The sequence below is a fragment of the Rhizobium sp. 007 genome (assembly GCF_015353075.1).
Classification (GTDB): domain Bacteria; phylum Pseudomonadota; class Alphaproteobacteria; order Rhizobiales; family Rhizobiaceae; genus Rhizobium.
Genome location: NZ_CP064187.1, coordinates 561437 through 587423, shown reverse-complemented (window position 1 = coordinate 587423; position 25987 = coordinate 561437). Strand labels below are relative to the sequence as shown.

27 protein-coding genes are annotated in these 25987 nt (G+C 60.6%); 10 read left to right on the top strand and 17 right to left on the bottom strand.

All coding sequences use genetic code 11. The annotated features are described in order from the left end of the window. Window positions 1-2 precede the first annotated feature (2 nt). Together ISN39_RS02800 and moaB are read left to right on the top strand one after the other, a co-directional pair. On the top strand, window positions 3-890 hold the full coding sequence (locus ISN39_RS02800; protein ID WP_074066851.1) for a 4-(cytidine 5'-diphospho)-2-C-methyl-D-erythritol kinase: 888 nt from the start codon (window positions 3-5) through the stop codon (window positions 888-890). Beyond that, on the top strand, window positions 890-1441 hold the full coding sequence (moaB, locus tag ISN39_RS02795) for a molybdenum cofactor biosynthesis protein B (RefSeq protein ID WP_074066850.1): 552 nt from the start codon (window positions 890-892) through the stop codon (window positions 1439-1441). The genes ISN39_RS02800 and moaB overlap by 1 nt, the downstream gene beginning before the upstream one ends. 46 nt (window positions 1442-1487) lie before the next feature. On the opposite strand, the gene ISN39_RS02790 is transcribed toward moaB, so the two are convergent. Continuing rightward, the gene (locus tag ISN39_RS02790; RefSeq protein WP_194729105.1) at window positions 1488-1802 is read right to left on the bottom strand and encodes a hypothetical protein; all 315 of its coding nucleotides are present in this window, start codon (window positions 1800-1802) and stop codon (window positions 1488-1490) included. 185 nt (window positions 1803-1987) lie between these two features. Next, window positions 1988-2506 carry a glycosyl transferase gene (locus ISN39_RS02785; RefSeq protein WP_074066848.1) on the bottom strand — a complete coding sequence of 173 codons (519 nt, stop codon included), beginning with the start codon at window positions 2504-2506 and terminating at the stop codon, window positions 1988-1990. A gap of 137 nt (window positions 2507-2643) precedes the next feature. Here ISN39_RS02785 and ISN39_RS02780 point away from each other — a divergent pair, with 137 nt between their 5' ends. Both ISN39_RS02780 and ISN39_RS02775 read left to right on the top strand, forming a co-directional pair. Next, on the top strand, window positions 2644-3801 hold the full coding sequence (locus tag ISN39_RS02780; RefSeq protein WP_194729104.1) for a PA0069 family radical SAM protein: 1158 nt from the start codon (window positions 2644-2646) through the stop codon (window positions 3799-3801). Window positions 3802-3994: 193 nt separating this feature from the next. Further along, window positions 3995-4687 (top strand): ribonuclease HII, encoded by a 693-nt coding sequence (locus ISN39_RS02775; RefSeq protein ID WP_074066846.1) that lies wholly within the window; start codon window positions 3995-3997, stop codon window positions 4685-4687. A 131-nt stretch (window positions 4688-4818) separates the two neighbouring features. On the opposite strand, the gene ISN39_RS02770 is transcribed toward ISN39_RS02775, so the two are convergent. The 11 genes from ISN39_RS02770 to apbC form a co-directional block, all read right to left on the bottom strand. Beyond that, on the bottom strand, window positions 4819-5259 hold the full coding sequence (locus ISN39_RS02770; RefSeq protein ID WP_074066845.1) for a DUF4168 domain-containing protein: 441 nt from the start codon (window positions 5257-5259) through the stop codon (window positions 4819-4821). A 184-nt stretch (window positions 5260-5443) separates the two neighbouring features. Then, the gene (locus tag ISN39_RS02765) at window positions 5444-6205 is read right to left on the bottom strand and encodes a phosphotransferase (RefSeq protein ID WP_194729103.1); all 762 of its coding nucleotides are present in this window, start codon (window positions 6203-6205) and stop codon (window positions 5444-5446) included. 80 nt (window positions 6206-6285) lie between these two features. Next, window positions 6286-6771 (bottom strand): F0F1 ATP synthase subunit B, encoded by a 486-nt coding sequence (locus ISN39_RS02760; protein WP_074066844.1) that lies wholly within the window; start codon window positions 6769-6771, stop codon window positions 6286-6288. Window positions 6772-6774: 3 nt separating this feature from the next. Continuing rightward, complete coding sequence (locus tag ISN39_RS02755; protein ID WP_039844133.1) at window positions 6775-7416, bottom strand: F0F1 ATP synthase subunit B; 642 nt, start codon at window positions 7414-7416, stop codon at window positions 6775-6777. A gap of 78 nt (window positions 7417-7494) precedes the next feature. Further along, window positions 7495-7722: a F0F1 ATP synthase subunit C gene (locus ISN39_RS02750; protein WP_027507791.1), complete on the bottom strand. Its 228-nt coding sequence runs from the start codon at window positions 7720-7722 to the stop codon at window positions 7495-7497. A gap of 68 nt (window positions 7723-7790) precedes the next feature. Beyond that, window positions 7791-8543 carry a F0F1 ATP synthase subunit A gene (locus ISN39_RS02745; RefSeq protein WP_022716552.1) on the bottom strand — a complete coding sequence of 251 codons (753 nt, stop codon included), beginning with the start codon at window positions 8541-8543 and terminating at the stop codon, window positions 7791-7793. 70 nt (window positions 8544-8613) lie between these two features. Then, the gene (locus ISN39_RS02740) at window positions 8614-8958 is read right to left on the bottom strand and encodes an AtpZ/AtpI family protein (RefSeq protein WP_074066842.1); all 345 of its coding nucleotides are present in this window, start codon (window positions 8956-8958) and stop codon (window positions 8614-8616) included. Between the two features lie 282 nt (window positions 8959-9240). After that, entirely contained in the window at window positions 9241-10419 is a 1179-nt protein-coding gene (locus ISN39_RS02735) for a cell wall hydrolase (protein ID WP_194729102.1), read from the bottom strand. 147 nt (window positions 10420-10566) lie between these two features. Further along, window positions 10567-12465, bottom strand: a complete 1899-nt coding sequence (locus tag ISN39_RS02730; protein ID WP_074066840.1) for a potassium transporter Kup — start codon at window positions 12463-12465, stop codon at window positions 10567-10569. Window positions 12466-12483: 18 nt separating this feature from the next. Then, on the bottom strand, window positions 12484-13461 hold the full coding sequence (locus ISN39_RS02725) for a magnesium transporter CorA family protein (protein WP_194729101.1): 978 nt from the start codon (window positions 13459-13461) through the stop codon (window positions 12484-12486). 412 nt (window positions 13462-13873) lie between these two features. Continuing rightward, window positions 13874-15031 (bottom strand): iron-sulfur cluster carrier protein ApbC, encoded by a 1158-nt coding sequence (gene apbC / locus ISN39_RS02720; protein ID WP_074066838.1) that lies wholly within the window; start codon window positions 15029-15031, stop codon window positions 13874-13876. Between the two features lie 501 nt (window positions 15032-15532). Here apbC and ISN39_RS02715 point away from each other — a divergent pair. Continuing rightward, on the top strand, window positions 15533-16507 hold the full coding sequence (locus ISN39_RS02715; protein ID WP_194729100.1) for a small ribosomal subunit Rsm22 family protein: 975 nt from the start codon (window positions 15533-15535) through the stop codon (window positions 16505-16507). 63 nt (window positions 16508-16570) lie between these two features. Here ISN39_RS02715 and ISN39_RS02710 read toward each other — a convergent pair whose 3' ends face one another. Together ISN39_RS02710 and ISN39_RS02705 are read right to left on the bottom strand one after the other, a co-directional pair. Next, window positions 16571-17302 (bottom strand): LuxR family transcriptional regulator, encoded by a 732-nt coding sequence (locus ISN39_RS02710; protein WP_194729099.1) that lies wholly within the window; start codon window positions 17300-17302, stop codon window positions 16571-16573. A 236-nt stretch (window positions 17303-17538) separates the two neighbouring features. Continuing rightward, window positions 17539-18333: an IclR family transcriptional regulator gene (locus ISN39_RS02705; RefSeq protein WP_194729098.1), complete on the bottom strand. Its 795-nt coding sequence runs from the start codon at window positions 18331-18333 to the stop codon at window positions 17539-17541. A gap of 98 nt (window positions 18334-18431) precedes the next feature. On the opposite strand from ISN39_RS02705, the gene ISN39_RS02700 reads away from it, so the two are divergent. From ISN39_RS02700 to ISN39_RS02680, 5 genes are all read left to right on the top strand, one after another. Continuing rightward, on the top strand, window positions 18432-19202 hold the full coding sequence (locus ISN39_RS02700; protein WP_246763269.1) for an SDR family oxidoreductase: 771 nt from the start codon (window positions 18432-18434) through the stop codon (window positions 19200-19202). Next, window positions 19202-20119, top strand: a complete 918-nt coding sequence (locus ISN39_RS02695; RefSeq protein WP_194729096.1) for a 2-dehydro-3-deoxygalactonokinase — start codon at window positions 19202-19204, stop codon at window positions 20117-20119. Before ISN39_RS02700 ends, ISN39_RS02695 begins: the two co-directional genes overlap by 1 nt. A gap of 13 nt (window positions 20120-20132) precedes the next feature. Beyond that, on the top strand, window positions 20133-20765 hold the full coding sequence (locus tag ISN39_RS02690) for a 2-dehydro-3-deoxy-6-phosphogalactonate aldolase (RefSeq protein WP_074070177.1): 633 nt from the start codon (window positions 20133-20135) through the stop codon (window positions 20763-20765). A 4-nt stretch (window positions 20766-20769) separates the two neighbouring features. Continuing rightward, entirely contained in the window at window positions 20770-21657 is an 888-nt protein-coding gene (locus ISN39_RS02685; protein WP_194729095.1) for an SMP-30/gluconolactonase/LRE family protein, read from the top strand. 277 nt (window positions 21658-21934) lie between these two features. Further along, window positions 21935-22537, top strand: a complete 603-nt coding sequence (locus tag ISN39_RS02680) for a PRC-barrel domain-containing protein (protein ID WP_194729094.1) — start codon at window positions 21935-21937, stop codon at window positions 22535-22537. Window positions 22538-22744: 207 nt separating this feature from the next. On the opposite strand, the gene ISN39_RS02675 is transcribed toward ISN39_RS02680, so the two are convergent. Both ISN39_RS02675 and ISN39_RS02670 read right to left on the bottom strand, forming a co-directional pair. Next, the gene (locus ISN39_RS02675) at window positions 22745-24109 is read right to left on the bottom strand and encodes an EAL domain-containing protein (protein WP_074066830.1); all 1365 of its coding nucleotides are present in this window, start codon (window positions 24107-24109) and stop codon (window positions 22745-22747) included. Between the two features lie 103 nt (window positions 24110-24212). After that, window positions 24213-25934: a response regulator gene (locus ISN39_RS02670; protein WP_194729093.1), complete on the bottom strand. Its 1722-nt coding sequence runs from the start codon at window positions 25932-25934 to the stop codon at window positions 24213-24215. Between the last annotated feature and the right edge of the window lie 53 nt (window positions 25935-25987).

The following is a 25987-nucleotide window of genomic DNA, read 5'->3' as shown; positions in this document are numbered from 1 at the left end:
CCATGCCTGATGCGGGCATGAGCGGCGGCTTTGCGGTTACCGAAGATGCTCTCGCTAAGATCAATCTTGCCCTGCACGTGACGGGCCAGAAAGCCGACGGCTATCATCTGCTGGACATGCTGGTGACCTTTGCCGGCCACGGCGACAGGCTGGGCTTTGCCGCTTCGCCATCGGACGAATTCACGATCAGCGGACGGTTCGGCCCCGCTCTCGACATCGAATCCCGCAGCAATCTGGTGCTCAAGGCGCGCGACATGCTTCGGCAGGCAGCGCTGGCGCAGGGCGACCATGCGCCGCCGGTCCATATCCATCTCGAAAAGAACCTTCCGATCGCCTCTGGTATCGGCGGCGGGTCCGCGGATGCGGCAGCCGCCCTTCGCGGCCTCATGCGGCTTTGGAGCCTCCGCCTGCCCGGCGGGAGGCTGTCAGCGATCGCTCTCAGACTTGGCGCCGACGTTCCCATGTGCCTTGCGAACCGGCCGCTGATTGCGCGCGGGATTGGCGAACAGATCGAGCCCGTTGCCTTGCCCTCTTTTGCGATCGTGCTGGCCAATCCGCTGAAGGCGGTCTCGACGCCCGAGATATTCCGGCTGCTGACGGCGAAGAACAACCCGCCGCTTGCCTTGCGAGGCAGCGACTGGCTGGCGGCGATCGGGGCCAACCGGAACGATCTCGAGCCGCCTGCCCGCAAGCTTGTTCCCGAGATCGAAGATGTGTCGGCCGCATTGAAGGGCGCAGGCGCAAGACTTGTCCGCATGTCCGGCTCCGGCGCAACCTGTTTCGGCATCTTCGGCTCGATTGAAACAGCCGGAGCGGCCGCGGCAAAGCTTCACAGCGAACGGCCGGACTGGTATTTCCAGGCGACGGAAACGCTTTCGGGAGACAGGTGATGACAGGTATCGACGAACAGCGGCCGTTCATTCCCGTCGGCATCGCCGTGCTGACGGTTTCGGACACGCGCACGCTGGAGAACGACAAATCCGGCGACACGCTTGTGGCGCGGATCGCCGAGGCCGGCCACAAGCTGATGGACCGCGCCATCGTGCGCGACGACAAGGTGGCCATCGCAGCCCAGGTCAACGCCTGGACGGAGACTCACGGCATCGACGTCGTGATCACCACCGGTGGCACCGGCTTGACCGGCCGCGACGTCACGCCCGAGGCGCTGGAGCCGCTGTTCGAAAAGCGCATGGACGGCTTCTCGGCAGTCTTCCACCGCGTCTCCTACGACAAGATCGGCACATCGACGATCCAATCGCGGGCAACGGCAGGGGTTGCCAAGGCTACCTTCATCTTCGTGCTCCCGGGCTCGCCCGGCGCCTGCAAGGACGCCTGGGACGGCATCTTGAAGGCGCAGCTTGACTACCGCCACATGCCCTGCAATTTCGTGGAGATCATGCCGCGGCTCGACGAGCACATGAAGCGCGGCGTGGGGAAGTAGAAGGCGCGCTGCTGCCCGGGTGCGCCATGGCAGCAGCCTGCGTTCGCTATGTATCCAAGCCCGGCAAAGTGGGTATCGTTTCCCAGTTGTCACCCGACAGCAGGAAGCAGCTGACGCCGTGAACATCCGTTATGATGAGTGTCCAGGTGCCGCTCTTGGCGGCATAGACCTCAAGAATGGCGTTCTGGTTGATCAGTCCGACCGCGGTGAGCTTTTCGGCAAAGTTCTTGTCCAGGAACTTGACGACCTCGGATCGGCCTGCGCAACTGCGCATCATCTGCGATGCTGCCGAATGCGGATGCGCGATCACCAATGTCGTCAATATGACGGCCAGCAGGCCGCGGATCATATTGCGTTTCATGACGCACCTCCTTTCGCCGGAAACCCGGCAGAAGAGGAGACTTCCGCTGTGACCTGTTCTGCCGCCTGTCGGCATTCCATGGTCGGCCGCCAAGAAGCGGGGCGCTCGGGCGGCGCCATGGCTGAATTATAGCGCGAAATCGTATCGGGCGCCATCTTTAGCGCGAGTGCTGAAAAGTTTGCGCGCTATCGTGCGGCGCGGGCGACCCAGGAGGGAATCAGCTCGCTGGAAAGCTTGCGCAGCTTCTGCCCCTTGGCAAATTCCGAAAGGCGCATTCCGCTTCTTGCGGCGGCAATCGCGTGTTTCTTCGACAGGAGAAGGCCGAGTTCCAGCGGCGGCAGCGACCGGCCTACACGCTGGAAAAACGGGCGCCTGTATCCGCGCGAGGCGGTGAAACGCGCCGGGACTTTGTTGAGGGCGACATATTCGGCGATCTCGTCTATCCAACCAGTCTGCGGCCGGGCGCCAGGTTCGACGAAAAGTAGCCACTCGCCGCGGGCCGAGCGCAATATATCCTTGATATCCCATTGCGAATGGAACCGGCACCCAGCCGCGTCCGCCACCCTGGATGTACCATCGCGCGAGCCGTGATCGAGCACGACCACGTCGCTTACGAGCCCTTCGACTGCACCCGCCACCAGCACCGATAAAGTCTGCGCCAGCTCAGGTTCCTGATCCTGGCACTCCAGAACAACCGTCAACATTGCCTATTTATAAAGCGCCGCACAAAAATTTGCCAGCGTGACTTTCCTCATTTTGTTCTTGCATTGTTCTCTTTTTCTCGATAGGAATTTAATCATCAAGACGGACGAAGGCAATTGCCTTGTCGCGGGAGAATCGGATGAACGAACAGTCCCTTGCAGGGCAGGCTGCGTTTGCGCCTGCCAATACGGCGGATGTTGCCGAAGTGTTGATCGCCTCTTCCGGCCTTCGCATCGAGGGCGACCGGCGCCGCGGCCGCGCGGCTGGACTGAACCCCAGCGGGCGCTTCGAGCCGATGCACCGCGAGACCTTCGACGACGGCTGGCAGACGCTGGAAGAACTGCCGCCCTTCAAGACCGAAGTGCAGATCGAAAAGCCGCGCACGGCGATTACTCGCAACGAGTCGCCGGACGTTCCGTTCGACCGGTCGATCAATCCCTATCGCGGCTGCGAACACGGCTGCATCTACTGCTTCGCCCGGCCGACGCACGCCTATCTGGGGCTTTCGGCGGGCCTCGATTTCGAAGCCAGGCTGTTTGCCAAGCCGGATGCGGCCAAACTTTTGGAGCGCGAGCTTGCGAAGCCCGGCTACAAGCCGCGGGTCATCGCCATCGGAACCAATACCGATCCCTACCAGCCGATCGAGAAGGAATGGCGTATCATGCGGCAGATCCTCGAAGTGCTGAACAAGGCGAACCATCCGGTCTCGATCGTCACCAAGTCGGCGCTGATTCTGCGCGATATCGATATCCTGCAGGAGATGGCAGCCAAGAGCCTTGTGCGTGCCGCGCTTTCGGTGACCACGCTGGACCGCAAGCTCGCTCGTGCGATGGAACCGCGCGCCGCAACGCCGCCGCGCCGGCTGGAGGCGATCCAGGCCCTGACAGAGGCGGGCATCCCGACCTCGGTGATGGCCGCTCCGATGATCCCCGCGCTGAACGACCACGAGCTGGAACGCATTCTCGACGCGGCAAAGGTTGCCGGTGCGCTGGAGGCGGGCTACGTGATCCTGCGCCTGCCGCTGGAAGTCGCTCCGCTCTTCCGCGACTGGCTGTTGCAGAACTATCCGGATCGCTACCGGCACGTCATGTCGCTGGTCCGCTCGATGCGCGGCGGCAAGGACTACGACGCCGAATTCGGCAAGCGCATGAAAGGCGCCGGCCCCTATGCCTGGCAGCTCGCCCGCCGCTTCGAGATGGCGACGAAACGGCTCGGCATGACAAGGCGCAGCATGCCGCTTCGCGACGATCTTTTCGTGCCGCCGGATGGCAGCGGCGTGCAGCTTTCGCTGCTTTAGCCGCCCGTCCGCACGCGGGGGTTCCCTGAGGCCGTCCGGCGAATGCCATAACGAGTTACCCCGCAGGAGGCCGCCGCCCTGGCCTCTTGCTGCCGCAAACGGCCCCCTGCCCGTTTCGCGGCCTGAGCCCCCGGTGCGCCGCCCTGATCCGGGGGCTTGCAGGAAATCGGGTTGGCGTGCGAGGTTCAGCCGCATGAAACCTCGCACGTCACCCGATTCTCCTCTGCTTTTCGAAGAGGTGCCGCTCGTCCCGGACTTCAAGCTGGAACTGAAGGCACGCAAGGCCGGTCACTGGCCGGTCGCTGGCGCCGATGAGGCAGGGCGCGGCCCTCTGGCCGGACCTGTCGTCGCCGCTGCCGTCATTCTTGATCCCAGGCGTATCCCGGACGGGCTGAACGATTCCAAGCAGCTCTCGGCGCAACGGCGCGAACAACTTTTCGCCCAAATCCTCGCAACCGCGACGGTGTCCATCGCATCGTCGAGTTCCACACACATCGACCTCACGGATATCCGCAAGGCAAGCCTCGACGCCATGCGCCGGGCAATCTGCGGCCTTGCCATCCCTGCAAGCTATGTCCTGACCGATGGCCTCGACGTGCCGCCGGGGCTGGAGTGCCCAGGCCAAGCGGTGGTCAAGGGCGATTCGCGCTCGGTCTCGATCGCCGCCGCCTCTATCGTTGCCAAGGTGACCCGCGACCGGATGATGGCGCGTGCAGATGCCGTCTTCCCCGATTACGGCTTTGCCGCGCATGTGGGTTATGGCACGGCGCAGCACCGCGCCCGCATCGAGCGGCATGGCCCCTGCTCGCTTCACCGCATGAGCTTCCGGCCGTTGAAGAAGAACGGCACCGAAGGCGCCACGATGGACGAAATGCTGGAAGAGTAACTGCTGCCGCTGCAGACCTGTCGAACTCGAAGCAGCATCTCGCGTTCGCACGTGATGATTGAAGCGGTCATTCAGACCGCTTCAATGGAACCAAAACAGCACCAATTTGAAGTGCAGTCCCGGCGCACGGCTTACTGCTGCTTCGCGGGCGCCGGCTGCGCGGGTGCAGATTCCTGGAGCTTTTCCTGAACTCTCTTGACGAGCGCCGGATCGTTCTGCGCGGCGGTTAGAATTGAGTTATACTCATCTAGCGAGATGCCTGGAGAGGCTTCCACGGCCTGAACCATTTGCTTACTGGCTTCAGTCTGCAGCTGTTGCTTCGCTGCCGTGTCCTGTGTGGCTCCGATCTTGGCCGAGTATTCCTGCCTAACCTGGTCAACCTGGAGATAGGCGACCGCAAAGGCCTCGATTTTCTGATCGCTGACGGCTGCGGTCGCGCCTTTGCTTTCTGGTTGCGCTTGAACCGGTTGCTGGGCTGGAGCTGCCTGCTGTGCGGACGCGGGGTTGCCGAGAAACATCAAGCTGAGAGCTGCAGCGGTCAACGATGCAACAGGGGTATAACGAGTGATCATATTCATTCCTCTGTGGTGGCGTGGACGGCGACATACTGCCTTGGCCGCCGGTTAGGGTTGAGGAACGATCCGGCGACAATGTGACTCTCAGACGTTTTCGGTGCGGCAATAGGAAGGCGATCTGCCGACCATCGAGCGGCGGATTTGTGGCAGGATTCACCACTTCGGCTTGTTGCCGGCTCAATCAAGTGGCCATGAGTCCGGCCGCGATTTGATCCCGATGAACGTGGATGTAGCCGATGTCATCGCGAAAAAGCCGATGATGGCCCTCTTCGATATCCTTGCGGTATTTTTCCGATCCCCGCGCCGCTTCCGCTTCCATGAAAGCGACAAGCCCCTTCAAACGCTCGATGACAAGATCAGGCAAAGCGGCGCGTTCATCGGCTGGCAAGCCGTAAGCGTCGAGGAAGTCCCGCGCCCGGTTGATCTGCTCTTCGATCGTGACAATGCTCTCTACCGCGATATGTCTCGACAGCGGCGCCCATCGATAGACAGCATAGGCGATATCCCAGAGCCTCGGACCGGGATGTGCCGCTTCGAAATCGATGATGCCTATCGCTTTGCCGTCGCGCATGACGACGTTGTACGGTGCAAAATCGCCATGACAGATGACTTCAAACGGCGGCTTCGGCTTAAGCTGCCAGGCGCCTTCAGCGGCCCCCTGAAAGGATGCCGAGCAATCGTGGTAGATGCGCAGCAATCGCGCCGCAGAAGTCAGTACCGTGTCCAAGCGCATTTGGACACTATCGAGGTCGCCGCACTCGCCCTCAATAAAAGTCACGCGCTCGAAATTCTCATCATAGCCTGCAGATCGCGGCGCTGAAGCGAAGTCGCACTGCTTCAGGTGCCCAAAGAGAGAATGCACATTCGCAGTCCATGGACGCGTGGCGCGCCATACAAGCCCGTCACGCAAGATCGGTCCGGAACCTGCCTCATCCTTCAGCATCAGCAACTCCGGCAGCCGCACCGCCGCCAATAAAAAAAGCCCCGATGCCGGGGCCTTTCCAGATCAACATGAAAGAACGCTCAGTTCAAGCGCGTCTTCACTTCGCCGACGGCACCCTTGAAGAGGTCGGCCTGGACCTTGCCGTCGGCCTTCTTGGCGAGAACCGTTTCGGCCGCGGTGATCGCCAGATCGACGGCAGCCGAACGGACGGCTTTCATCGCATCGGCTTCCGCCTGCTTGATCTTCTGTTCCGAAAGGGCCGTGCGGTTGGCGACGAACTCTTCCGTCTTCTTCTTCGCCTCGGCAGTCAGCATCTCGGCTTCGCGCTCGGCGGCGGCGACGATATGCGCAGCCTCCGCTTCCGCTTCCTTGCGCTTGCGCTGGTATTCGGCCAGCAGATGCTGAGCCTCTTCGCGCAGACGCTTGGCTTCGGCCAGCTCGTTGCGGATCTGGTCGGCGCGGTCGTCGAGCGACTTTGCCATCATGCCCGGAACCTTCAGATAGACGACGAGGGCCAGGAACAAGACGAGGCCGACAAAGGCGAAGAAAGTTGCATCAAATTCCATCGATCAAGCCTCCTTCTTGGCGGCTGCGACAGCAGCGGCAACGTCGGTCTTGGCCGTTGTGCCACCGATCAGCTGTTCGATAACGGCAGCGGCCGTTTCCTCGGCAATCGTGCCGACGTCTGCAAATGCCTTCGCCTTGATGTCGGCGATGCGGCCCTCGGCAGCTTTCAGCTTCTCGGAGAGGCTCGCTTCGACGGAGCGGCGATCTTCTTCGGCCTTGGCCTTGGCGGCGTCGCGCGCGGCAGAGCCGATCGAGTTCGACTTGGCGCGGGCCGCAGCGAGTTCAGCTTCATAGGCTGCAACGTCCGCATCGGCTTCCGCCTTCAGGCGGCTTGCCTCGTCGAGATCCTGCGAGATGCGCTTATGGCGCTGCTCGAGGATACCGCCGATTCGCGGCGTAATGACCTTTTGCATGAGCAAGAAGAAAACGGCGAAGGTGATCGCCAGCCACAGAAGCTGGGATGCGTAAGTCGACGAATCGAAAGGCGGGAAAACACCGCCGCCATGCTCGCCACCGGGAACGCCGGTCTCGGTATGGACCTCGCCGGGCGCCGGAGCGGCATGCGGGTCCGTGGCGGGCGCTGCACCCGGTTCTGCCGTTCCCGCCGGAGCTTCTTGAGCATAGGCCGGGGTCACAAAAAACATGCTCACCTCCAGGTGTACTGCAAATACAAAGGATCACGGCTTGCTGGTCGCAGGCCGTGATCCCTCAATCCACCGATATTAGACGGCGAAGAGCAGAAGGAGAGCGACGAGCAGCGAGAAGATGCCCAGAGCTTCCGTAACGGCGAAGCCGAAAACCAGACGGCCGAACTGGCTGTCAGCAGCAGACGGGTTGCGCAGAGCGCCGGCGAGGTAGTTGCCGAAGATGTTGCCGAGGCCGAGAGCCGTACCGGCCATACCAAAGCAAGCCAGACCTGCACCGATGAACTTTGCTGCTTCCGCTTCCATGTTGAACTCCTTTGAAATGGTTGTTGCGGCGAATTGACTGACGCCCTTTGACGTCAATGTCGGTATCCTTAGTGGCCACCCGGGTGAACTGCGTCGTTGAGGTACATGCAAGTCAGCACCGCAAAGACGTAAGCCTGAAGGAAGGCGACGAGGAACTCGAGACCGGTCAGGGCGACCGTCATGATGAGGGGAAGAATGGCACCGCCGACACCGACTGCACCGAGGGCTCCAAGCGAGGCGACGAAGCCTGCGAACACCTTCAGCGTGATGTGACCGGCGAGCATATTGGCGAAAAGACGAACAGAAAGTGAAATGGGGCGGGACAGGAAGGAGATGATCTCGATCGCCACCACCAGCGGCAGAAGAATGCCTGGCACGCCCGAGGGCACGAAGACATTCAGGAAATGGAAGCCGTGCTTATAGAAGCCGTAGACGAGAACCGTGCCGATGACGAGCAGCGCCAAGGCGAAGGTGACGATGATCTGGCTCGTCACCGTGAAGAAATACGGGAACATGCCAAGCAGGTTTGCCGTCAGCACGAACATGAAGAGCGAAAAGACCAGCGGGAAGAACTTCATCCCCTTGGTTCCTGCGCCTTCCTTCAGCATTCCGGCGATGAATTCGTAAGACATTTCCGCGACCGACTGCGAGCGGCCGGGAACGATCGCGCGGTTTGACGTCGAGAAATAAAGGAAGCCTGCGGCAACGGCAGCGGATGCCGCCATGAAGAGAGAAGCGTTGGTAAACGAGAAATCAATTCCGCCGATTTCGATCGGCACAATCTTCTGGATCAGGAACTGATGGGTCGGATCGTTAGACACCGCTTGTTCTCTCTTCTTTGGCCCGCGATTGCGGGATCATCACACTGGACAAAGCGCCTGGCACCCTGCCCTATTTCTTGCCGTTTTCGGCCTCTCCAGGCTCCGGTTTTGCAACCTTGCCCGCAGCACGAAGAACGTTCAAAACACCGGCACAGAATCCGAGAAGCAGAAGAACAATCAACCCCCAAGGCGCCGTGCCGACAAAACGGTCCAAAAGATAGCCAAGAAGGGCACCGACGACGATGGCGGAAATGAACTCGCTCGAAAGCTTCATCGCCTCAGCATAGCCTTTGCGGCTTACCTCGGCGCGGGCTTCGTTCGCCTCGTCCTCTCCCGCATCTATGCGCTTGGCTTTGAGCTTCGCTCCCAGCTGCGCACGGCGCTTTTCAAGACTTTCCTCGCGGTCATCCGCCATGGCTTCCTCCTCGTCTTCCGCTGTCCGCGATCCCCGCTACCCCGGTTTTCAGGACAACGGACACAAGGTCTGAAAACCTTTCGGCCCGTTCTGAAGTCGCGCGCAACATAGTTTTAGGGGAAACCATAGTCAAGGCGTAGGAAGCTTATGTCCAGCCATAAAATTATCGTTCCGAATCAATGATTTGATCCGAATTTCACACCGCCTTGAAAATTCGAGCGAAAGAATCCGCTTTCGAAGCCGATGATCGGCGGGGAAATCCGCTGCCGGACCGGCTTTTCCTCAGCTCCAGCCACCGCCATAGGTGCGGTAGAAGACGTGCAGGCCGATGCGGCCGACCTTTTCCATGGTCCTTGCCCATTTCGGCCGGACATAGACGGCATGATAATGTGTAGCCGAGCCGACTTGCGGAAGCCAGATCTTGCCGGCCGTGACCGCCATGGCGACGTCGCGGGCAACGCGCCAGTGATTTTCGGAGTTCACGCGATCGCGGATGTTGTCGCAGGCGAAGGAAAACTGGCAGCGGTTCCGCCAGTCTTCGTTCTGGTAGACGACGCCGCAGATGGTTTTCGGGTAGGCCGGGTTCCTGACGCGGTTGAGGATGACCTGCGCGACTGCGGCCTGCCCCTTTACCGATTCGCCGCGAGCTTCGAAATAGATGCCGGATGCAAGGCACTGCTGCTCGCGCGCCGAAAACGCGCTGGCAGGCAGGATGCTCGCCGCCCATGCATGATCGCCCGCGCCGATCTGCGGAACGAAGCGGCCGTCATTTGCCTGATCGGCGAGGATCGTGTCGAAGGGCGATTGACGGGCGTAGTCCGGGGCTGCCGGCGCATAAGCGGTCGCCAGCACGTCGGCCTTGTTGCTTGTGACGAGGCCTGCAAGCATCGCCGGAACGCCGGGTTCCGGCATGACCGGCTGCTTCCTGTAGAAATTGGTGGCGATCTCGATTTCCTTGCCCATGATCTTCGGCTTCACGAAGGCGGACTTGTCCTTGATGTCGAAGCTCGGCTGGAAAAGGAGCTGCGTGCGCTGGAGAATGGAGCCGGCGGAGAAATCCTTCGGCGGCTGCATCTTCTCGACGGCGACGATGCGGCCTTTCTTGGTACCGCGGTTGACGCGTTCTTCGTCCGGCGTTTCCTCGTGGCCCTTGCCTTTCGCGACAAAGGCAACCTTGCGGCCATCGGGAAGAACCATGCCCGCGCCGGCCGCGATCGTTCCCGTCACGATCGGATCCGCGAAAGCGAGTTCGGCCTGATGAATGGAGCCCGCCGGAGAATTTGTCATCACCATGCGCCAGTTGTCGCGGCTTTGATCAAGCCCGGCGAGCATGGCGGCGAGATCGGCATGCGATGCGATGGTGGGGAATGCGAGCCACCCGCAAATGCCGAAGATGGCGGGTGAAATCCAGCTCTGAGGGAGAAAACGCAGCTTGCTGCGGACAACGCGATTTCGACGCAACGCCAGACTCCGGACACGGGACGCTTCAACAGTCAGACGAAAATCACCCATTAACCTTGATGCTTGGTTAATGCGGTGTCCCAGAATGCATCCGTGAGCGGTTTTTCGTCTTCTCCCGCGCGGGGAGAAGACTGTTTGGAAAGCGTGTCAGATGATGACGTGCGAGCCGAGTTCGACTACGCGGTTCGCCGGAAGACGGAAGTAGTCGGAGGGGTTCGCTGCCGCGTTGGCGAGCGCGATATAGAGCCGGTCCTGCCAGTAAGGCATTCCGGATTTCGCATCCGGCACCAGCTTGCGCCGGCCGAGATAGAAGGAGGTCGTCATGATGTCGAACTTCAGCCCGGTCTTTCTAAGTGCTGCGAGCGCCTGGGAGACGTTCTGCGTTTCCATGAAGCCGAAGAGCAGTTCGACACGCGAGAAGCGCTCGGAAACCTGCTCGACCTTGTAGCGTTCGGAGTTCGCAACGCGCGGCTTGTTGACCGTGCGGATCGTCAGGATGACGTTGCGGTCATGCAGGACGTGGTTGTGCTTTAGATTGTGAAGCAGGGCTGCGGGGGCCGATTCCGGATCGCTGGTGAGGAAAATCGCGGTGCCCGGCACATGGGCAGGCGAATGATCGCTCTTGCGCTCGATGGAACTGACAAAGGAAGGCAGCGGAATATCCGTGTGGCGGGTCTTTTCCATGAGGAGCGCCGTGCCGCGGCGCCAGGTCCACATGACAACGATGAAGGCGGTGGCGATGAGGATCGGAATATAGCCGCCGTCGTGGATTTTGAGCAGGTTGGCACCGAGGAAGATCAGTTCCAGCACAAGCAGCGGCAACAGAACGATCGTTGCGATCGAAGCCGACCAGTTCCAGCGCGTCCGCACGAATTCGAAGGCCATGATTGTGGTGACGACCATCGCGCCGGTGACCGAGATGCCGTAAGCCGTTGCAAGAGCTTCCGACGTCTGGAACGTGATGACCAGGAACATGACGCCCAGGAAGAGCACTGTGTTGACCGTCGGCAGGAAAATCTGCCCGGTATTGGTCTCCGATGTGAAGAGGATCTCCATGCGCGGCAGGAAACCGAGGTTGATCCCCTGGCGCACGAGCGAAAAGGCGCCGGTGATGACCGCCTGGCTGGCGATGATCGTTGCAGCCGTCGCCAGTATGACGGCAAAAGGCAGCGCCCACTTCGGGAACATGAGATAGAAGGGGTCGGACATCGCCTCCGGATTGCCGAGAACGAGTGCGCCCTGGCCGAGATAGTTCAGCGCGAGCGAAGGAAAGACCAGCGCGAACCAGGCCCACTGAATCGGGCGGCGGCCAAAATGGCCAAGGTCGGCGTAAAGCGCTTCGGCGCCGGTCACCGTCAGGAAGACCGCACCCAGAACAACGATGCCGAAGAATCCCTCGTGGAGTAGGAAGCTGACGGCATAATACGGATTGAAGGCTGCCAAGATCCCGTAGTCGTCGGAGATATGCGAAATGCCGGCAATCGCCATGACGATGAACCAGAGCGCGGTGATCGGTCCGAAAAAACGGGCCATGGCGCCGGTGCCGTGCGATTGGAAAACGAACAGCAAGACAAGAATGGCCGCCGAAATCGGCACGATGTAGGCCGACAGGCTCGGGGCCATCAACTTAACGCCTTCAACGGCAGACAGAACCGAAAGCGCCGGCGTGATCATCGCATCGCCCAGGAACAGAGCCGCACCTGCCATGCCGAGTGTAAGCAGCAATGCGGTGTGCCCGTTCGCCGTCTTCATCAACAGGGCAAGCAGGGAGAGTGTGCCGCCCTCGCCTTCGTTATCGGCGCGCAGCAGCAGCAGGACATATTTGAGGGTGACGATGATCGTCAGTGCCCAGAGCATCAGCGAGATAAGGCTGATGATCTCGAAACGGGTGATCCCATCGTGCGCGACCGGCTTCAGCGCTTCGCGGAATGCGTAGAGCGGGCTGGTACCGATATCTCCATAGACGACGCCGACGGAGCCGAGCGTAAGATAGAAGAGTTTGCGCGGCGTCATGTGGCGATCGTGTGAATGGCTTTCGTCGGACATAAAGTGACAACAGGCTCCTTAGAGCCAGCCTTTCCATCGGAAAAAGAAAAACGGAATGATGGCGGACATCACCATCAGGCCCAGCGAAGAGGGATAGCCCGCGACCCAGTGCAGTTCCGGCATGAATTCGAAATTCATACCATAAATGGATGCGACAAGGGTGGGCGGCAAGAAGACGACGGATGCGATCGAGAAGATCTTGATGATCGAGTTCTGCTCGATGTTGATGAGGCCGAGCGAGGCGTCGAGGAGGAAGGTGATGTTTCCGGCGATGTAGGACGCATGCTCCGTCAGCGACTGGATATCGCGCGAGACGGTGCGCGACAGTTCCTTCGTCGCCTGGTCCTTCTGAACTGCGGGGATGGTGTAGAAGAAGGTCATGAGGCGTGAGAGCGAGGCGAGGCTTTCGCGCACCTTGCTGACAAGGCGGTGGTGGCCGGCGATATCGCGAAGCTTCTCCTCGAGATAGTTCGAAGGCTTGCGAACCTTTCTGGCGCGGTCGCCGAAAACGTGCGTCGAAAGGACATCGATGCGGGCGACCGAGAGTTCGAGAATTTCCGCAGTCCTGTCGGCGATCGTCTCGAGCAGCTTGGCAAGGAGAGCGGCACCGCTGCGCCACTCTTCCGGCACGCGATGAAGGGCGGCGATGAACAGGGCAAAGGATTTTGGATGAGCGTAGCGGATGGTGATCAACCGGTTCCCAACGAGGATGAAGGCAACATCCGTCAGCGTCGGCGCCTCTGTCTCAGCTTTCCAGACCAACGAAGCCGTCATGTAGACCGCATTATTCTCGGTATAGAGGCGTGCGGACGGCTCGATATCCTTCAAATCGTCGCGGGTCGGAACCTCGATGCCGACGATCTTTTCGACGTAGAGTTCCTCCTCACGGGTTGGCTCGAGCATATCGATCCATACCACATCGTCCGGAAACTCCGCGGCGTGCGATAGGTCACGGATTTCGACCGACTTGCAATTTGAACAATAGGCCGTGATCACCGGGCGTTGCTCCAGCCGCCGGCACGTCCTGCAATGCCTGCGCTTTTCATCGAGAGCCTTTCACTGGAATGGCAGCCGTCACGGCGCCGTACAGGCTAATAGTCTTCGATCTTACCGGACGCGGAAAAAGGTTCATACAACTCCAGCTGCATCCGGTCAGAACCCGGCCATGCATTCTGCTCAACCGCATCGCAGTCACCAATCCTTCGATCGACAAGATAACTCCGAACATGCAGGCTGGCCGAAACTTTTCAAGCAAGGGCGGCCATCATCGAGCATCCGCAGAAACCGCCATCATGGCGACGGCGGGCCATATGACGGAAAGCTGTGAAATAATCAAGTCATCTTAGGTGAACTGGGCGATATCACCACATTTCCCCCACAATTTGGGGAATTCGGCGCGCCGAAACAGCTATTCGAAAATGATCGCCGGCGCCTGGCGCTGCGGCTGGCCGCCGAGTTGTTCCCACACCTTCGAAGCGATGTCGCGATAGATGCCCGCAACGATGCCGTTCGGTTCGGATGCGACAAGCGGCGTGCCGGCATCCGAGGTTTCGCGGATACTCACCGTGAGCGGGACCTCGCCGAGGAAGGTCACGCCAATGCGCTCGGCCTCCCTGCGCGCGCCGCCATGGCCGAAGATGTCGTAGCGGGTGCCGGTATCGGGCGCGATGAAATAGCTCATGTTCTCGACGATACCGAGAACCGGGACCTCCACCTTGCGGAACATATTGAGCCCCTTACGGGCATCGATCAATGCAAGGTCCTGCGGCGTGGAGACGATGACGGCGCCGGCGAGCGGCACCTGCTGGGCCATCGTCAGCTGCGCATCGCCGGTACCGGGCGGCATGTCGACGACAAGAACGTCGAGTTCGCCCCAGGCGACTTCGCGCAGCATCTGCAGCAGCGCCGATTGCACCATCGGGCCGCGCCAGATCATCGCAGTTTCCTCATCGACGAGGAAGCCCATTGACATGACCTTGAGGCCGTAATTCTCCATCGGATTAATGATGCGGCCGTCGACCTGCGTCGGCCGGCCGGAAATCTTCAAAAGGCGCGGCATGGAGGGACCGTAGATGTCGGCGTCGAGAATACCGACACGCAGACCGTTCGCCTGTAGGCCGAGCGCGAGATTGACGGCCGTCGTCGACTTGCCGACGCCACCCTTGCCGGAGGCAACCGCGATGATCGACTTGATGCCGGGAACGCCGATCTTGCCGGCGCGCGGCGGCTGTTGCTGCGGCGCGTGCGCATGGCCTTCATGGCCGTGCCCGGCATGGGCAGCAGGACGGGCGGCAGGTGCGGAGGCAGGGGCCGCTTTCTTGTCGGCGGTCAGCGCCACGAGCGCACCCTTGACGCCGGGCAGTTCCTTGATGACGCGTTCGGCCGCGAGACGCAGCGGCTCAAGCTCCTTGGCTCGCTCGGCCGGAACGGTGATCGAGAAATAGACCTTGCCGTCTGCAATGAAGACATCGGAAACCATGCCGAGCTCGACGATATTATGTTCGAGATCGGGACCGCGCACGGTCTTCAGCGTTTCGAGAACTTGTTCCTTGGTGACGTCCGTCATTCCACCCTCACGCATAGTCTTTGAAGAGACGTAGATAGTGGAGGGCTGCGGCTTCGCCAAACGAAATCGGCATCAAGGGCAACGGAAATCGCGCTCTATCGAAATCCGTTGCGGCCATCTGGTCCGCCGGGCTTTCGCCCCGATGGCCGCAACGGTCTGCCCGATACCCGGCGCAATGCAGGCCGAAGTAGAACAATGTGGGGAAATGACCAGAGGAAAAATCACCCCAAACCACGGGGTTGGAGCGTCATCCCGGGAGGGCCGTTACAAAAAGGCAACAACCGCCGCCGGCAACGGATGCAGGAGACATGCATCTACGCTGCCGACGGCGGGTTGCCGATGGCGCCGTTCTTTTTTGGCGCTCTTTCAAAGTCCCCTCTGGACCTCTGCGGAATAAGAAGCAAGGCTCGTGCCAGATGATGATCGGCAAGCGCTTCATATGCCGCTTGGCATGGATCGCACCCGGCTGTATGGCGTGATCGATCAATGCGGGCGACAGCGATGGAATTGCCAAGGATCTTGCGGGAACAGGTGGAGGAGATGCTGGAGGGCCAGCCGCTCGATGGGCTGAAGCGCGCCGCGGCACGCCTTTCCAGCCGCTATCGCCAGGAACTGCGTGACGGCAGTTTCCACATCAGCGACAGCCTTGCAGCCAAGGCTTATCTCGCCGCCAGGCTGCCCGCCACCTATGCCGCGATCCGCGCCGCCTATCAAATGATTTCGCAAGCCCGGCCTGATTTCGCCCCTGAGTATTTGGTCGATATCGGGGCTGGTCCAGGCTCGGCACTCTGGGCGGCCACCGACTGCTGGCCGGAGATCAAAAGCGCCGTGATGGTGGAGGCAAGCGATGCGATCCGCAACGTCGGAAGAAGCCTCTCGGGGCGGCTCGACCTTCAGACGGAATGGCTGGATGGCAATCTTATCAAGGCGTTGCCGAAAATTGCGCCCGCCGATCTCGTCACTATCGCCTATGTGCTCGATGAGATAGAGCCGCATCAGATCGACGCGTCGATCGATAAGCTCTGGGCGATGACGCTCGACACGATCGTCATCATCGAACCCGGAACGCCGGCCGGTTGGGACCGCATCCTCGCCGCGCGTGACCTACTGCTCTCAAAAGGGGCGCATCTGATCGCGCCCTGCCCGCATGCATCGGACTGTCCTCTCGCGCGGCCAGATTGGTGTCATTTTTCGCGCCGGGTCGCCCGCTCGAAAATGCACCGCTTGGTCAAGGATGCGGACGTGCCGTGGGAGGACGAGAAATATATTTTCATCGCCGCAAGCCGTTTTGCAGGCGAGGCTCCCCAGGCCCGCATCATCGCACCGCCTCAGGGCTCGGGCGGAGTGATCCGGCTGAAGCTCTGTCAAAGCGACGGGACGGCGGGCGAGCGCACCTTCTCCAAACGCGACGGCGCCACCTTCAAATGGGCGCGACGGGCGAATTGGGGCGACGGGCCGGAACGCGACGGAGAGTAGCAACGGATGAAAGACACGGCCCTGCCCATCTTTTGAGCCAAACTGCCAATATTTTCAGCAGGGTTACTTGATGATGCCGATGCGCAGTGCCTTGGCGACCGCCTGCGTCCGGTTGACCGTGTCGAGCTTCTTCGTTGCGCGGTTCAGGTAGTGGTTGACGGTATGTTCCGAGAGGTTGAGGATATCGGCGATTTCCGCACTGGTCTTTCCCGCCGCCGTCCAGTTCAAGCAATCGATTTCGCGGTCCGTCAGCGCATCCGTCATGCGCGTATCGAGACTGCGGATTTCGGCAAGCCTGTCGAACACATGGATCGAGATATAGGAAAGATCGCGCATCTCTTCCGACGCGAAGGGCTCGCGATCACCGGCGAACGAGACTGCGCCGCGCATGCCCGATGGCTCGTGCGTCGGGAAAAAGGCGCAGCGCATCATCTTGAAACGCTCGAAAAGCGCCACGGCCATCGCAGTCTTGCCGTCATCCCTCCTATGGCCCTTGGTCACGTCGACGAAAAAGGGGACCGACGACGTGCGCAGGCGGCGTATGACGGGACTGCTCACCAGCAGGTTTTCCTGATCATAAAGCGCCAGCAGCTCGGCCGGCCAACTGGTGATCACCGTCGCGCTTTGCAGTTCGAATGACGTGACCGGCGGCAGGTTGAGGACCATGAACGCGCGGCTTCGGCAGACTTCCGTCAGGCGCTTCATGAAGCGGAAGATATCGAATTGGGTCTTCAGGCCCCCGATTTCCTGAATGTATCCATCTGCATCGAAAGATGCCCGTGACAGTGCTGTCATCTACTTTTTCGTCTTCTCAAGAGCGGCGGCGCCGTTTCAGATCGATGTGTGCCTGCAAGCCAACCACGCGCCAGCATGAAATGAAAAACAACCTGGCCGAAATACAATGGCCGAAGAGACTATTCGTTTTAACAAACTACCGCAGTTGGCGTGATTCGCAGCCAAATCTCAATATCGCGCTCATCATAAGTGCGCTCTGCGGGAGCGTCCAGCCGATTGCATCGCCACGTAGGCTGCTATCGGCGCGGGCCGAGACGGACGCGCATCGCATCCGCGATGCATTTTGCCGTCTGCTTTAAGGGTGCAGCCCATTCTTCGAGACGCTCAAGCGTGAGCCTGTAAGCCGGACCGGTGATCGAAACGCCGCCCGTAAAGCTTCCATCCTCCATCCGGATTGGCGCCGCAACGCAGCGGATACCCGGCTCATGCTCCTCGCGGTCGAAGGCGAAGCCGGCTTTGCGGATTGCCGCCACCTCGGTCAGCAATGCCTCGGCCGAGACCAATGTCTGTGGAGTGAAGCTATGGAAGGAGAGGCTTCGCACCAGCGTCTCCAGCGCATCATCCGGCAAAATCGAAAGAGCAACCTTGCCGACGCCGGTGCAATAGACGGGCGAGGCATTGCCGATCTGGGAATACATGCGAATAGACTGCTGGCCTTCGATCTTGTCGAGGTAGATAATGGAGGTTTCGCGCAGGACGCCGAGATGGACCGTCTCGCCGCTCATCTGCTGTAGGTGCCTCAGGTGCGGTTCGGCAATCAGCCGGAACTCATTCTTCGCCCAGCTTCGCGACGCCAAATCGAGAAGCCGCAACCCCGGCGCATAGCGGCCGTCTACGTCGAATTCCAGAAGCCCTTCCTCGACGAGATGACCGAGCTGGCGGTGCAGCGTGCCGCGCGGCTGGCCGACGAGCGCGAGAATATCGGTAAAGCGCATTGGACGTTCGGCATGCGTCACGAGCTCGAGCAGCGCCATCGCCTTACCCAATGTCCCCGTTTCACTTTCTCTCGATATATCTTTTCGTGGAGCCATTGATCGCCTACCGTCGGCCTTGACACGAATGGCAGCGTAATCAGATAATTCCACATAGTCAAATTGAGTTCCAAATAATGGAAAATCGGGAGGATACGGTGACGAGCGTAGTCGCGCAGTTTCCGGAATTCAGGGATCGTTGCGTGCTCGTGACAGGTGGCGGCTCCGGCATCGGCGCCGCGATCGTCGAGGGCTTTGCCCGGCAGGGCGCGAAGGTTTCCTTCATCGACATAGCCGAAACGGAAAGCCGCGAACTTGCCATGCGGCTTTCCCGCGATTCGGAACATCCGGTGCATTTCTTCAAGGCCGATCTTCGCGATATCGGCGCGATCCGGCAGACGGTTGATGCGGTGGTCGCGCAATCAGGGCCGATCACCGTTCTCGTCAACAACGCTGCCTGGGACGACCGGCATGAATTCGATACGGTGACCGAAGAATACTGGGACAACAACCAGGCGACAAACCTCCGCCATGTCTTCTTCACCGCCCAGGCCGTAGCGCCTTCCATGCGTGCGGCAGGCGGCGGCGCGATCATAAACATGTCGTCGATCGCCTTTCTCCTGAACATGCCGGACTTCCCGGCCTATTCCACGGCCAAGGCCGCCGTGATCGGTCTCACCAAGAGCCTTGCGGGCAAGCTCGGCCCCGACAATATCCGCGTCAACTGCATCTTACCGGGCATGATCGTGACCGAACGGCAGATGAAGCTCTGGCTGACCGAAGAAGGCATTGCGCAGACCATCAAACGGCAGTGCCTGAAGAAGGTCCTGCATGGCGACGCGATCGTCGGCCCTTGTCTGTTTCTTGCATCCGACTGCGCGGCCGCGGTGACGGCGCAGTCCTTGATTGTCGACGGAGGCATTTTCTGATGGCAAATCCCGTTTATGTCGCGGTGGATTGGGGTACGAGCAGTTTCAGGCTCTGGCTGATCGGCAAGGACGGCAGTATTCTCGGCGAACGCCGCAGCGGCGAAGGCATGACGACGGCGGCCAAGACCGGCTTTGCCGATGTCTTGGCGTCGCATCTTGCCGCACTCTCGGTCCCACAGAACGTGCCGGTCATCGCCTGCGGCATGGTCGGCGCCAAGCAGGGCTGGGTCGAGGCGGGCTATATCGACGTTCCCGCGTCGATCTCCTCGATCCTCACCGGCGCGGTTTCCGTTCCGGGCCAAAGCCGGGATGTCCGTATCCTCCCCGGCCTTGCCCAGCGCGACAAGGCATCGCCCGACGTCATGCGCGGAGAGGAAACACAGCTGCTTGGCGCACTTGGCCCCGACAGCAGGGGATTGCAGGCCGTCTGCATGCCAGGCACGCACTCGAAATGGGTTCATGTTCAGGACGGCGAAGTGATCGGGTTTTCGACCTTCATGACTGGTGAACTCTTCGACGCGATCAGCAAGCATACGATCCTCTCGCATGCCGTTGCGAGCGCCGAGGAGGCGCAAGCAGACAATTCCGCCTTCAGAGCGGCAGTCTCGGCCGCTTTCAGGCAGCCTGTTATGGCGTCGAACCTTCTCTTTACCGCCCGCTCGGGCCAGCTTCTTCACGCATTGACGGCGGCCGGTGCACAGGCAAGGATTTCCGGCACTCTGATCGGGCTTGAAATCGCCGGTGCGCTTTTCGACGCACCGAACGACACGCCTGTCACGCTCGTCGCGTCGGGCCGCCTCCAGGGCCTTTATGAAACGGCCTTCAAGTTCTTGTCTCTAAAGTACACCGTCATCGATGCCGACACGGCCGTGCGCCGTGGGCTTTCGGCCGCCGCCGAAGCTATCTGGCCGAATTGAGGAAATTCTCATGATCAACCGCATTCCCTTTCCCTCCATGAAGCGTCCGCTCATCGCCATTCTCCGCGGCATCAAGCCGGAGGAAACCGAAAGCGTCGTCGGCGCACTGATCGAGAACGGCCTCGCCGCGATCGAAATCCCGCTGAACTCGCCCGACCCTTTCAAATCCATCGAGATCGCTGCGAAAATGGCGCCGCCGGAATGCCTGATCGGCGCGGGCACCGTGTTGACGGTCGATGCTGTCGACAGCCTTCACAATGCCGGTGGCAAGCTGCTCGTCACACCGAATGTCGAGCCTGACGTCATCATTCGCGCGCGCAGCTACGGCATGGTCTCGATGCCGGGCGTCTTCACGCCGACCGAGGCGCTCGCCGCCGCCCGCGCCGGGGCAACCGGCCTGAAGTTCTTCCCCGCCAGCGTGCTCGGTCCTTCGGGCATCACGGCCATCCGCGCCATTCTGCCGCCCGAACTGGTGATCGCGGCGGTCGGCGGCGTCTCCGACAAAAATTTCGCGGACTACACGAAAGCGGGCATTCTGGCCTTCGGCCTCGGCACCAGCATTTACAAGCCCGGAATGACGGCCGCAGAGGTTGCCGAGCGCGCCAAGGCCACCATTTACGCCTATGACGCAGCCGTAGGAGCGTAGGCATATGACTGAGATTTACGAGTTCGAGGGCAAGACGCTTTGCAATACCAGTTCGGTACTTGGCGAAGGCCCGACCTACGATCCGGATACCGACACCGTCTGGTGGTTCAATATTCTCGGCAAGGAACTGCACGAACTGAACCTCACCACCGAAAAAAAGAAGGTGCATCCGCTTCCGATGATGGCGAGCGTGCTCGCACGCATCGACGCCAACCGCCAGCTGCTCGCAACCGAAGAAGGACTTTTCGTCCGCGATATTGGCAGCGGCAATCTGACCTTCTATGCCGCATTCGAAAACGACAACCCGGAAAACCGCTCGAACGACGGCCGCACGCACCCATCCGGCGCACTGTGGATCAGCACGATGAGCAAACGGGCGGAACCCCAGGCAGGCGCGATCTATCACGTCGCCGGTGGCAGGGTGACGAAGATCTTCAGCGGCATCAGCATTCCCAATTCGATCTGCTTTTCGCCCGACGGCACGATCGGCTATTACACGGACACGCGCATCAGCCGTCTCATGCGCGTCATGGTCGATCCGCAGACCGGGCTTCCGACGGGCGAGCCGATCGTCATGGTCGACAGCATGGATGATCCCGGCGGCATCGACGGTTCCGTCTGCGATTCGGATGGCTATATCTGGAACGCACGCTGGGGTGCAGGCGTCGTCGACCGGTACAGCCCGGACGGCCTGCGCATCGCCCGTTACAAGGTTCCTGCCGCACAACCCTCCTGCCCAGCCTTTATCGGCGTCAATGCGGACCGGCTGGCGGTGACAACCGCCTGGGAAGGGCTCGACGACACCGCGCGCTCGTCGCAGCCGCAAGCTGGTGCGCTGCTGGAGCTTGGTGTGGCGGTAAAAGGCGTTTTCGACCCAGTCTACGTGCTCTGAACAACGCAACGCGGACGTTTGAAGCAAGCTGAAGGCGAAATGCCTTCAGTCCATCTTCATTCCGGTCGAACAAAAGCCGCCGCGCTTTGTTGTAGCCGTCAAAATCACACGCATTTCGATAGAATTTTGCGAAGATCATCGAACTTTCCGTATTCGTTCCCGGAACTAAAAGCCTATCCAGTCATTTTCCTTTTGAACCGGCACGGAAAAAGACGCCAAAGAACAAAACCGGCGGCCGCGCTTAAGACCAATCGAGGAACACAAAGGTAGGTTCGAAATGACACGCAAACTTTTGACGACCGTTGCCGCTGGCGCCTTGTTTGCCACGGCTTTCGCGCCGGCGGCGTTCTCGCAGACTGCACCGCAGCCGGCCACCCCTGATGCAACCCAGACGGCTCCGGCCGACCCGGCAGCACCAAAGATGCCGGATGCAACCGCTCCGGCTGGTGACGCCCAGGCTCCGGCTCCGGCTCCGTCGACTGATACGGCCGAGGCAGGCGGATACCTGACAGAACAGGGTGCAGACCAGATCAGCGCCAATTCCTATATTGGCCAGTCTGTCTATACCGGCGAGAACGAAAGCATCGGTGAGGTCAACGACCTGATCATGAAGAAGGACGGCGGCTTGGTTGCTGCTGTGATCGGTGTTGGCGGCTTCATTGGTATCGGTGAAAAGAACGTTGCAGTGCCGATGGACAAGATCACCGCTGCCCAGAACACGCAGGACGGCAGCCTGAAGCTGACGACCTCGGAAACGGCAGATTCTCTGAAGGCCGCTCCGGAATTCAAGACCCTGCAGGCTCTGGCCGCTGAAAAGGCTCCGGCGCCTTCGGGCACGATGCCGTCAGACCCGACAGCTACGGGTTCGACCAATAAATAATCCCGCGCGGAGCGTATAGTGTAGGCGGCGGTGCCCCGATCGGGCGCCGCCGTTTTCTACAGAAGAGATCAAAAGCGCAGGGCCTAGATTGCCGCACGGACGTCAACGTGAGGTGCTTGAGCAAAAAGATCATGTGGCGCAAGGCGGGACAGATTGCGACGTCTGACGGCGGCGCGAAAACAGCCTTTGATGCGGCTTGCGCAGGCATCAGGCCGACACGCGATCGATAGCGGCCGAGTCGTAATAGTTTTCGTGGAGGAAGCGCAATGTGGCGATGCCATCGGCGGGCTTGCCGAAATGGTAGCCCTGCCCCATGCCGCAGCCGAGCGACCGCAGCTTCACGGCCTCCGAATAATCTTCGATGCCCTCGGCAACCACTTCGAGATCGAGGCCTTCGCACATCGTCAGGATCGCCTTGATGATATGCTCGGAGGCGCGGTCTGAATTGATGCGCGAGACGAAGGCGCGGTCGATCTTCACCTTGTCGAAGATGAAGTCGCGAAGGCGCCCGAGGCTCGATTGACCGGTGCCGAAATCGTCGAGCGAGATGCGCACGCCTGCCTGCCGAAGATCGGAAAGGATGCGGTGGGCGGTATCGGTGGAACTCATAACCGCCGTTTCGGTGATTTCCAACTCCAAACGGTGCGGGTCTAAGCCGACGCGACCGAGGATGGAGAGCACGTTGCTGCTTGTGCCTGGATCCATGAGCTGGGCGGAGGACAGGTTGAACGACAGGAATAGTTCGCGCGGCCAGGAGAGTGCCGCTTCGGCAGCCTTTCGAAGCAAGGTTTCCGACAGCGCGTCGATGAAGCCGCGCTCTTCGGCGAGCGGCACGAAAACGCCCGGCGAAACGAAGCCGAGGTCCGCATCGTTCCAGCGCGCCAGGGCCTCGAAGCCGACCACCTGATTGTTCGACAGAGAGACGATCGGCTGGAAATGCACGTCGATGGCGTCTGAGATGATGGCATTTCGAAGCGCCTGCTCGAGCTGTGTTGCGCGCTTCATCTCCTGCGCGATCTCGCGCGAATAGACGGTGATCTGGCTGCGGCCGCGGCGCTTCGAGCGATAGAGAGCGGTTTCGGCGCTTTTCAAAAGCTCATCGAACTCCGCACCGGCGAAAGGATAGATGGCAAAGCCGAAGGAGGCGGAAAGCCGCACGTTGCGGTCGCCGAGATCATAGGGCGCCGACAGCACCTCGCGGATCATCTGGCCGAACTTTTCAGCGCTTGCGCGCTCGAAGATCAGCGGCAGCACGAAAGCGAATTCGTCGCCGTCGTGGCGGGTGACCAGCGCGCCATCCGGTATACATGCCTTCAGGCGGTGGGCGACCTGGCATAGAATTTCGTCACCGGCTGCAGAGCCGAAAAGATCGTTGATCGGCTTGAAGGAATCGAGGTTGGCGATGCCGATGGTGAAGGGAGCCGGATCGCTTGCGCGTTCCGTGGAAATCTGACTGACCCTGTCGCGCATGCGATGGCGGTTGCCGAGCCCGGTCAGCGGATCGGTGTAAGCCATGGCCTGAAGCTCATTCTGGCTCACAGGCAAGAAGGGTATGTCCGCCGGCTTCATTATTCAACCTGAGATTTCGTCACTCCCTCCCGGAAGAATGGTGGGCAAGTCTTAACAAACCGATAGCGGCTCAGATGATGCCCCAGATTTGAGAAGTTGACGGCGCTCAGACGTGCGCCCGCAGCGGCTCGGCAGCGAGATGCTTCTGGAACAGCGTTTCCAGTATGTCCGGACTGACGGGCTTCATGATGACGTCATCCATGCCGGCCTTCGCGCATTCGGCGCGATCCCGCTCGAATGCCTGCGTCAGGACGCCGACGATCGGCGTCTTATGCGGGTGCTTGTCTTCCATCTGGCGGATCATGCGCGCCGCCTCGAAACCGTTCAATCCCGGCAGTGAAATGTCCATCAGCACGATATGCGGCCTGTATTCCGCCCAGAGGCGCACTGCTTCGTCGCCGCTGGCTGCGATCAGGTAGCGGTAACCCAGTCCTTCCAGTATCTGGGAAAAGACAATCTGGTTGATGTCGTTGTCTTCCGCCACGAGCACCTCCAGGAAATCCATCTCGGAAGACGTATTGATTTCCCAGTCGGCCTCGCCTTCCGGCGCGATGCGGTTGTTGCGGTTGAAGTGGCGGGCGATCTGGAAGGTGAGCTCGTTGGCAAGCTGGAAACCATCCATGACCAGCGCCGGGATGCCGTATTGTCCGGCAAGTTCCAGGCAGCGCATGCCCATCTGATTGTCGACGATCAGAAGATCCAGCGCGATGCCGGACGAGGTTGCGATCTCAAGGAAGCGCTCTTCCTCGTCTTCGCCGCGAACGGAGCAGGCCTCGAAACCGTATTTCGAAAGCGTGCGGAGGGCGGCGGTTTCAGCAGCGAGGTCGCCGGTGACGACGAGGATCTTGCGGCCGGAGAAATTCTCCGGAACGATCGTTTCCATCGCGGCCGGCGGCCGGCGCTCGTGATCGCCATTCAGCGGCACATAGGCGCGGCGATAGGATTGACTGCTGGAGGTGGTGACGGACGTTGCCTGGTCGAACTCGTCGAGATCGGCGCCGTCGCGCGGCAGATCCTGCATCGTGGATACGATAAAGTAGCGTCCCGGCTTGCCGATGCGATGCTTGCGGCTGACGATGTCGCGCTCCGAACCGTCGCGGGCGACCTGCCGCTGCCGCACGACGGACATCTCGCCGGTTTCCAGAACATGTCGGTCGCTCTCCTCGAAGCGCTTGGCGACTTCGGGAGAGAAGAGATCCCCGCTCTTGCGGCCGAGCACCTCCTCGACAGTCGTCTGGTACTTCTCGCAGAAGGCGATGTTGACGGCGACGTAGGTGAGGTTGCGATCCTTGACGAAGAGCGGGAACGGCAGATTGTCGAGTATATCCTCGGTCAGCTGCACACGTTCGAGATCGGCGCGCCACTGCTCCTCACGCTTCTTCTCCTCGGAAATATTGGAAATGATCGATACGCAATAGCCGCTCGGCAGACGACGCTTGACCAGACGGATCCAGCGGTCGCTGCCATGGCGCTCGACGATTTCGAAGCGCTCGCGCCAATGCGAGGCAATCTTCTGGGACAGCCAATCCTCGCGACCGAGCGGTATGCCCGCCTGCCTGGCCGCATATTGCTGACGCACGCCGGTGTCGTAGACGGCGCCGAGAAAATCGCGAAGCCGGGTTCCAGGCTTCAGCATCACGGACGAAATCGGGAAGAAATCGAGCACCTGGCGGCTCGCGAAGATCATCTGATCGTTCTTGTCGTAGATGATGAGGGCGGCCGAGAGGCCGTCCGAAAAGGCATCGAAGAGCGCAGCCTGCAGGTCGATTTCGGCCGGCATCTCATCGCTCACGGATGATGCGTCCGCCTTTTCGAAGCCGGCACTCATTCCTTCACGTCCCACATCTGTCCGATTTCATAGCACTGTCTGGTTGTGTGCGA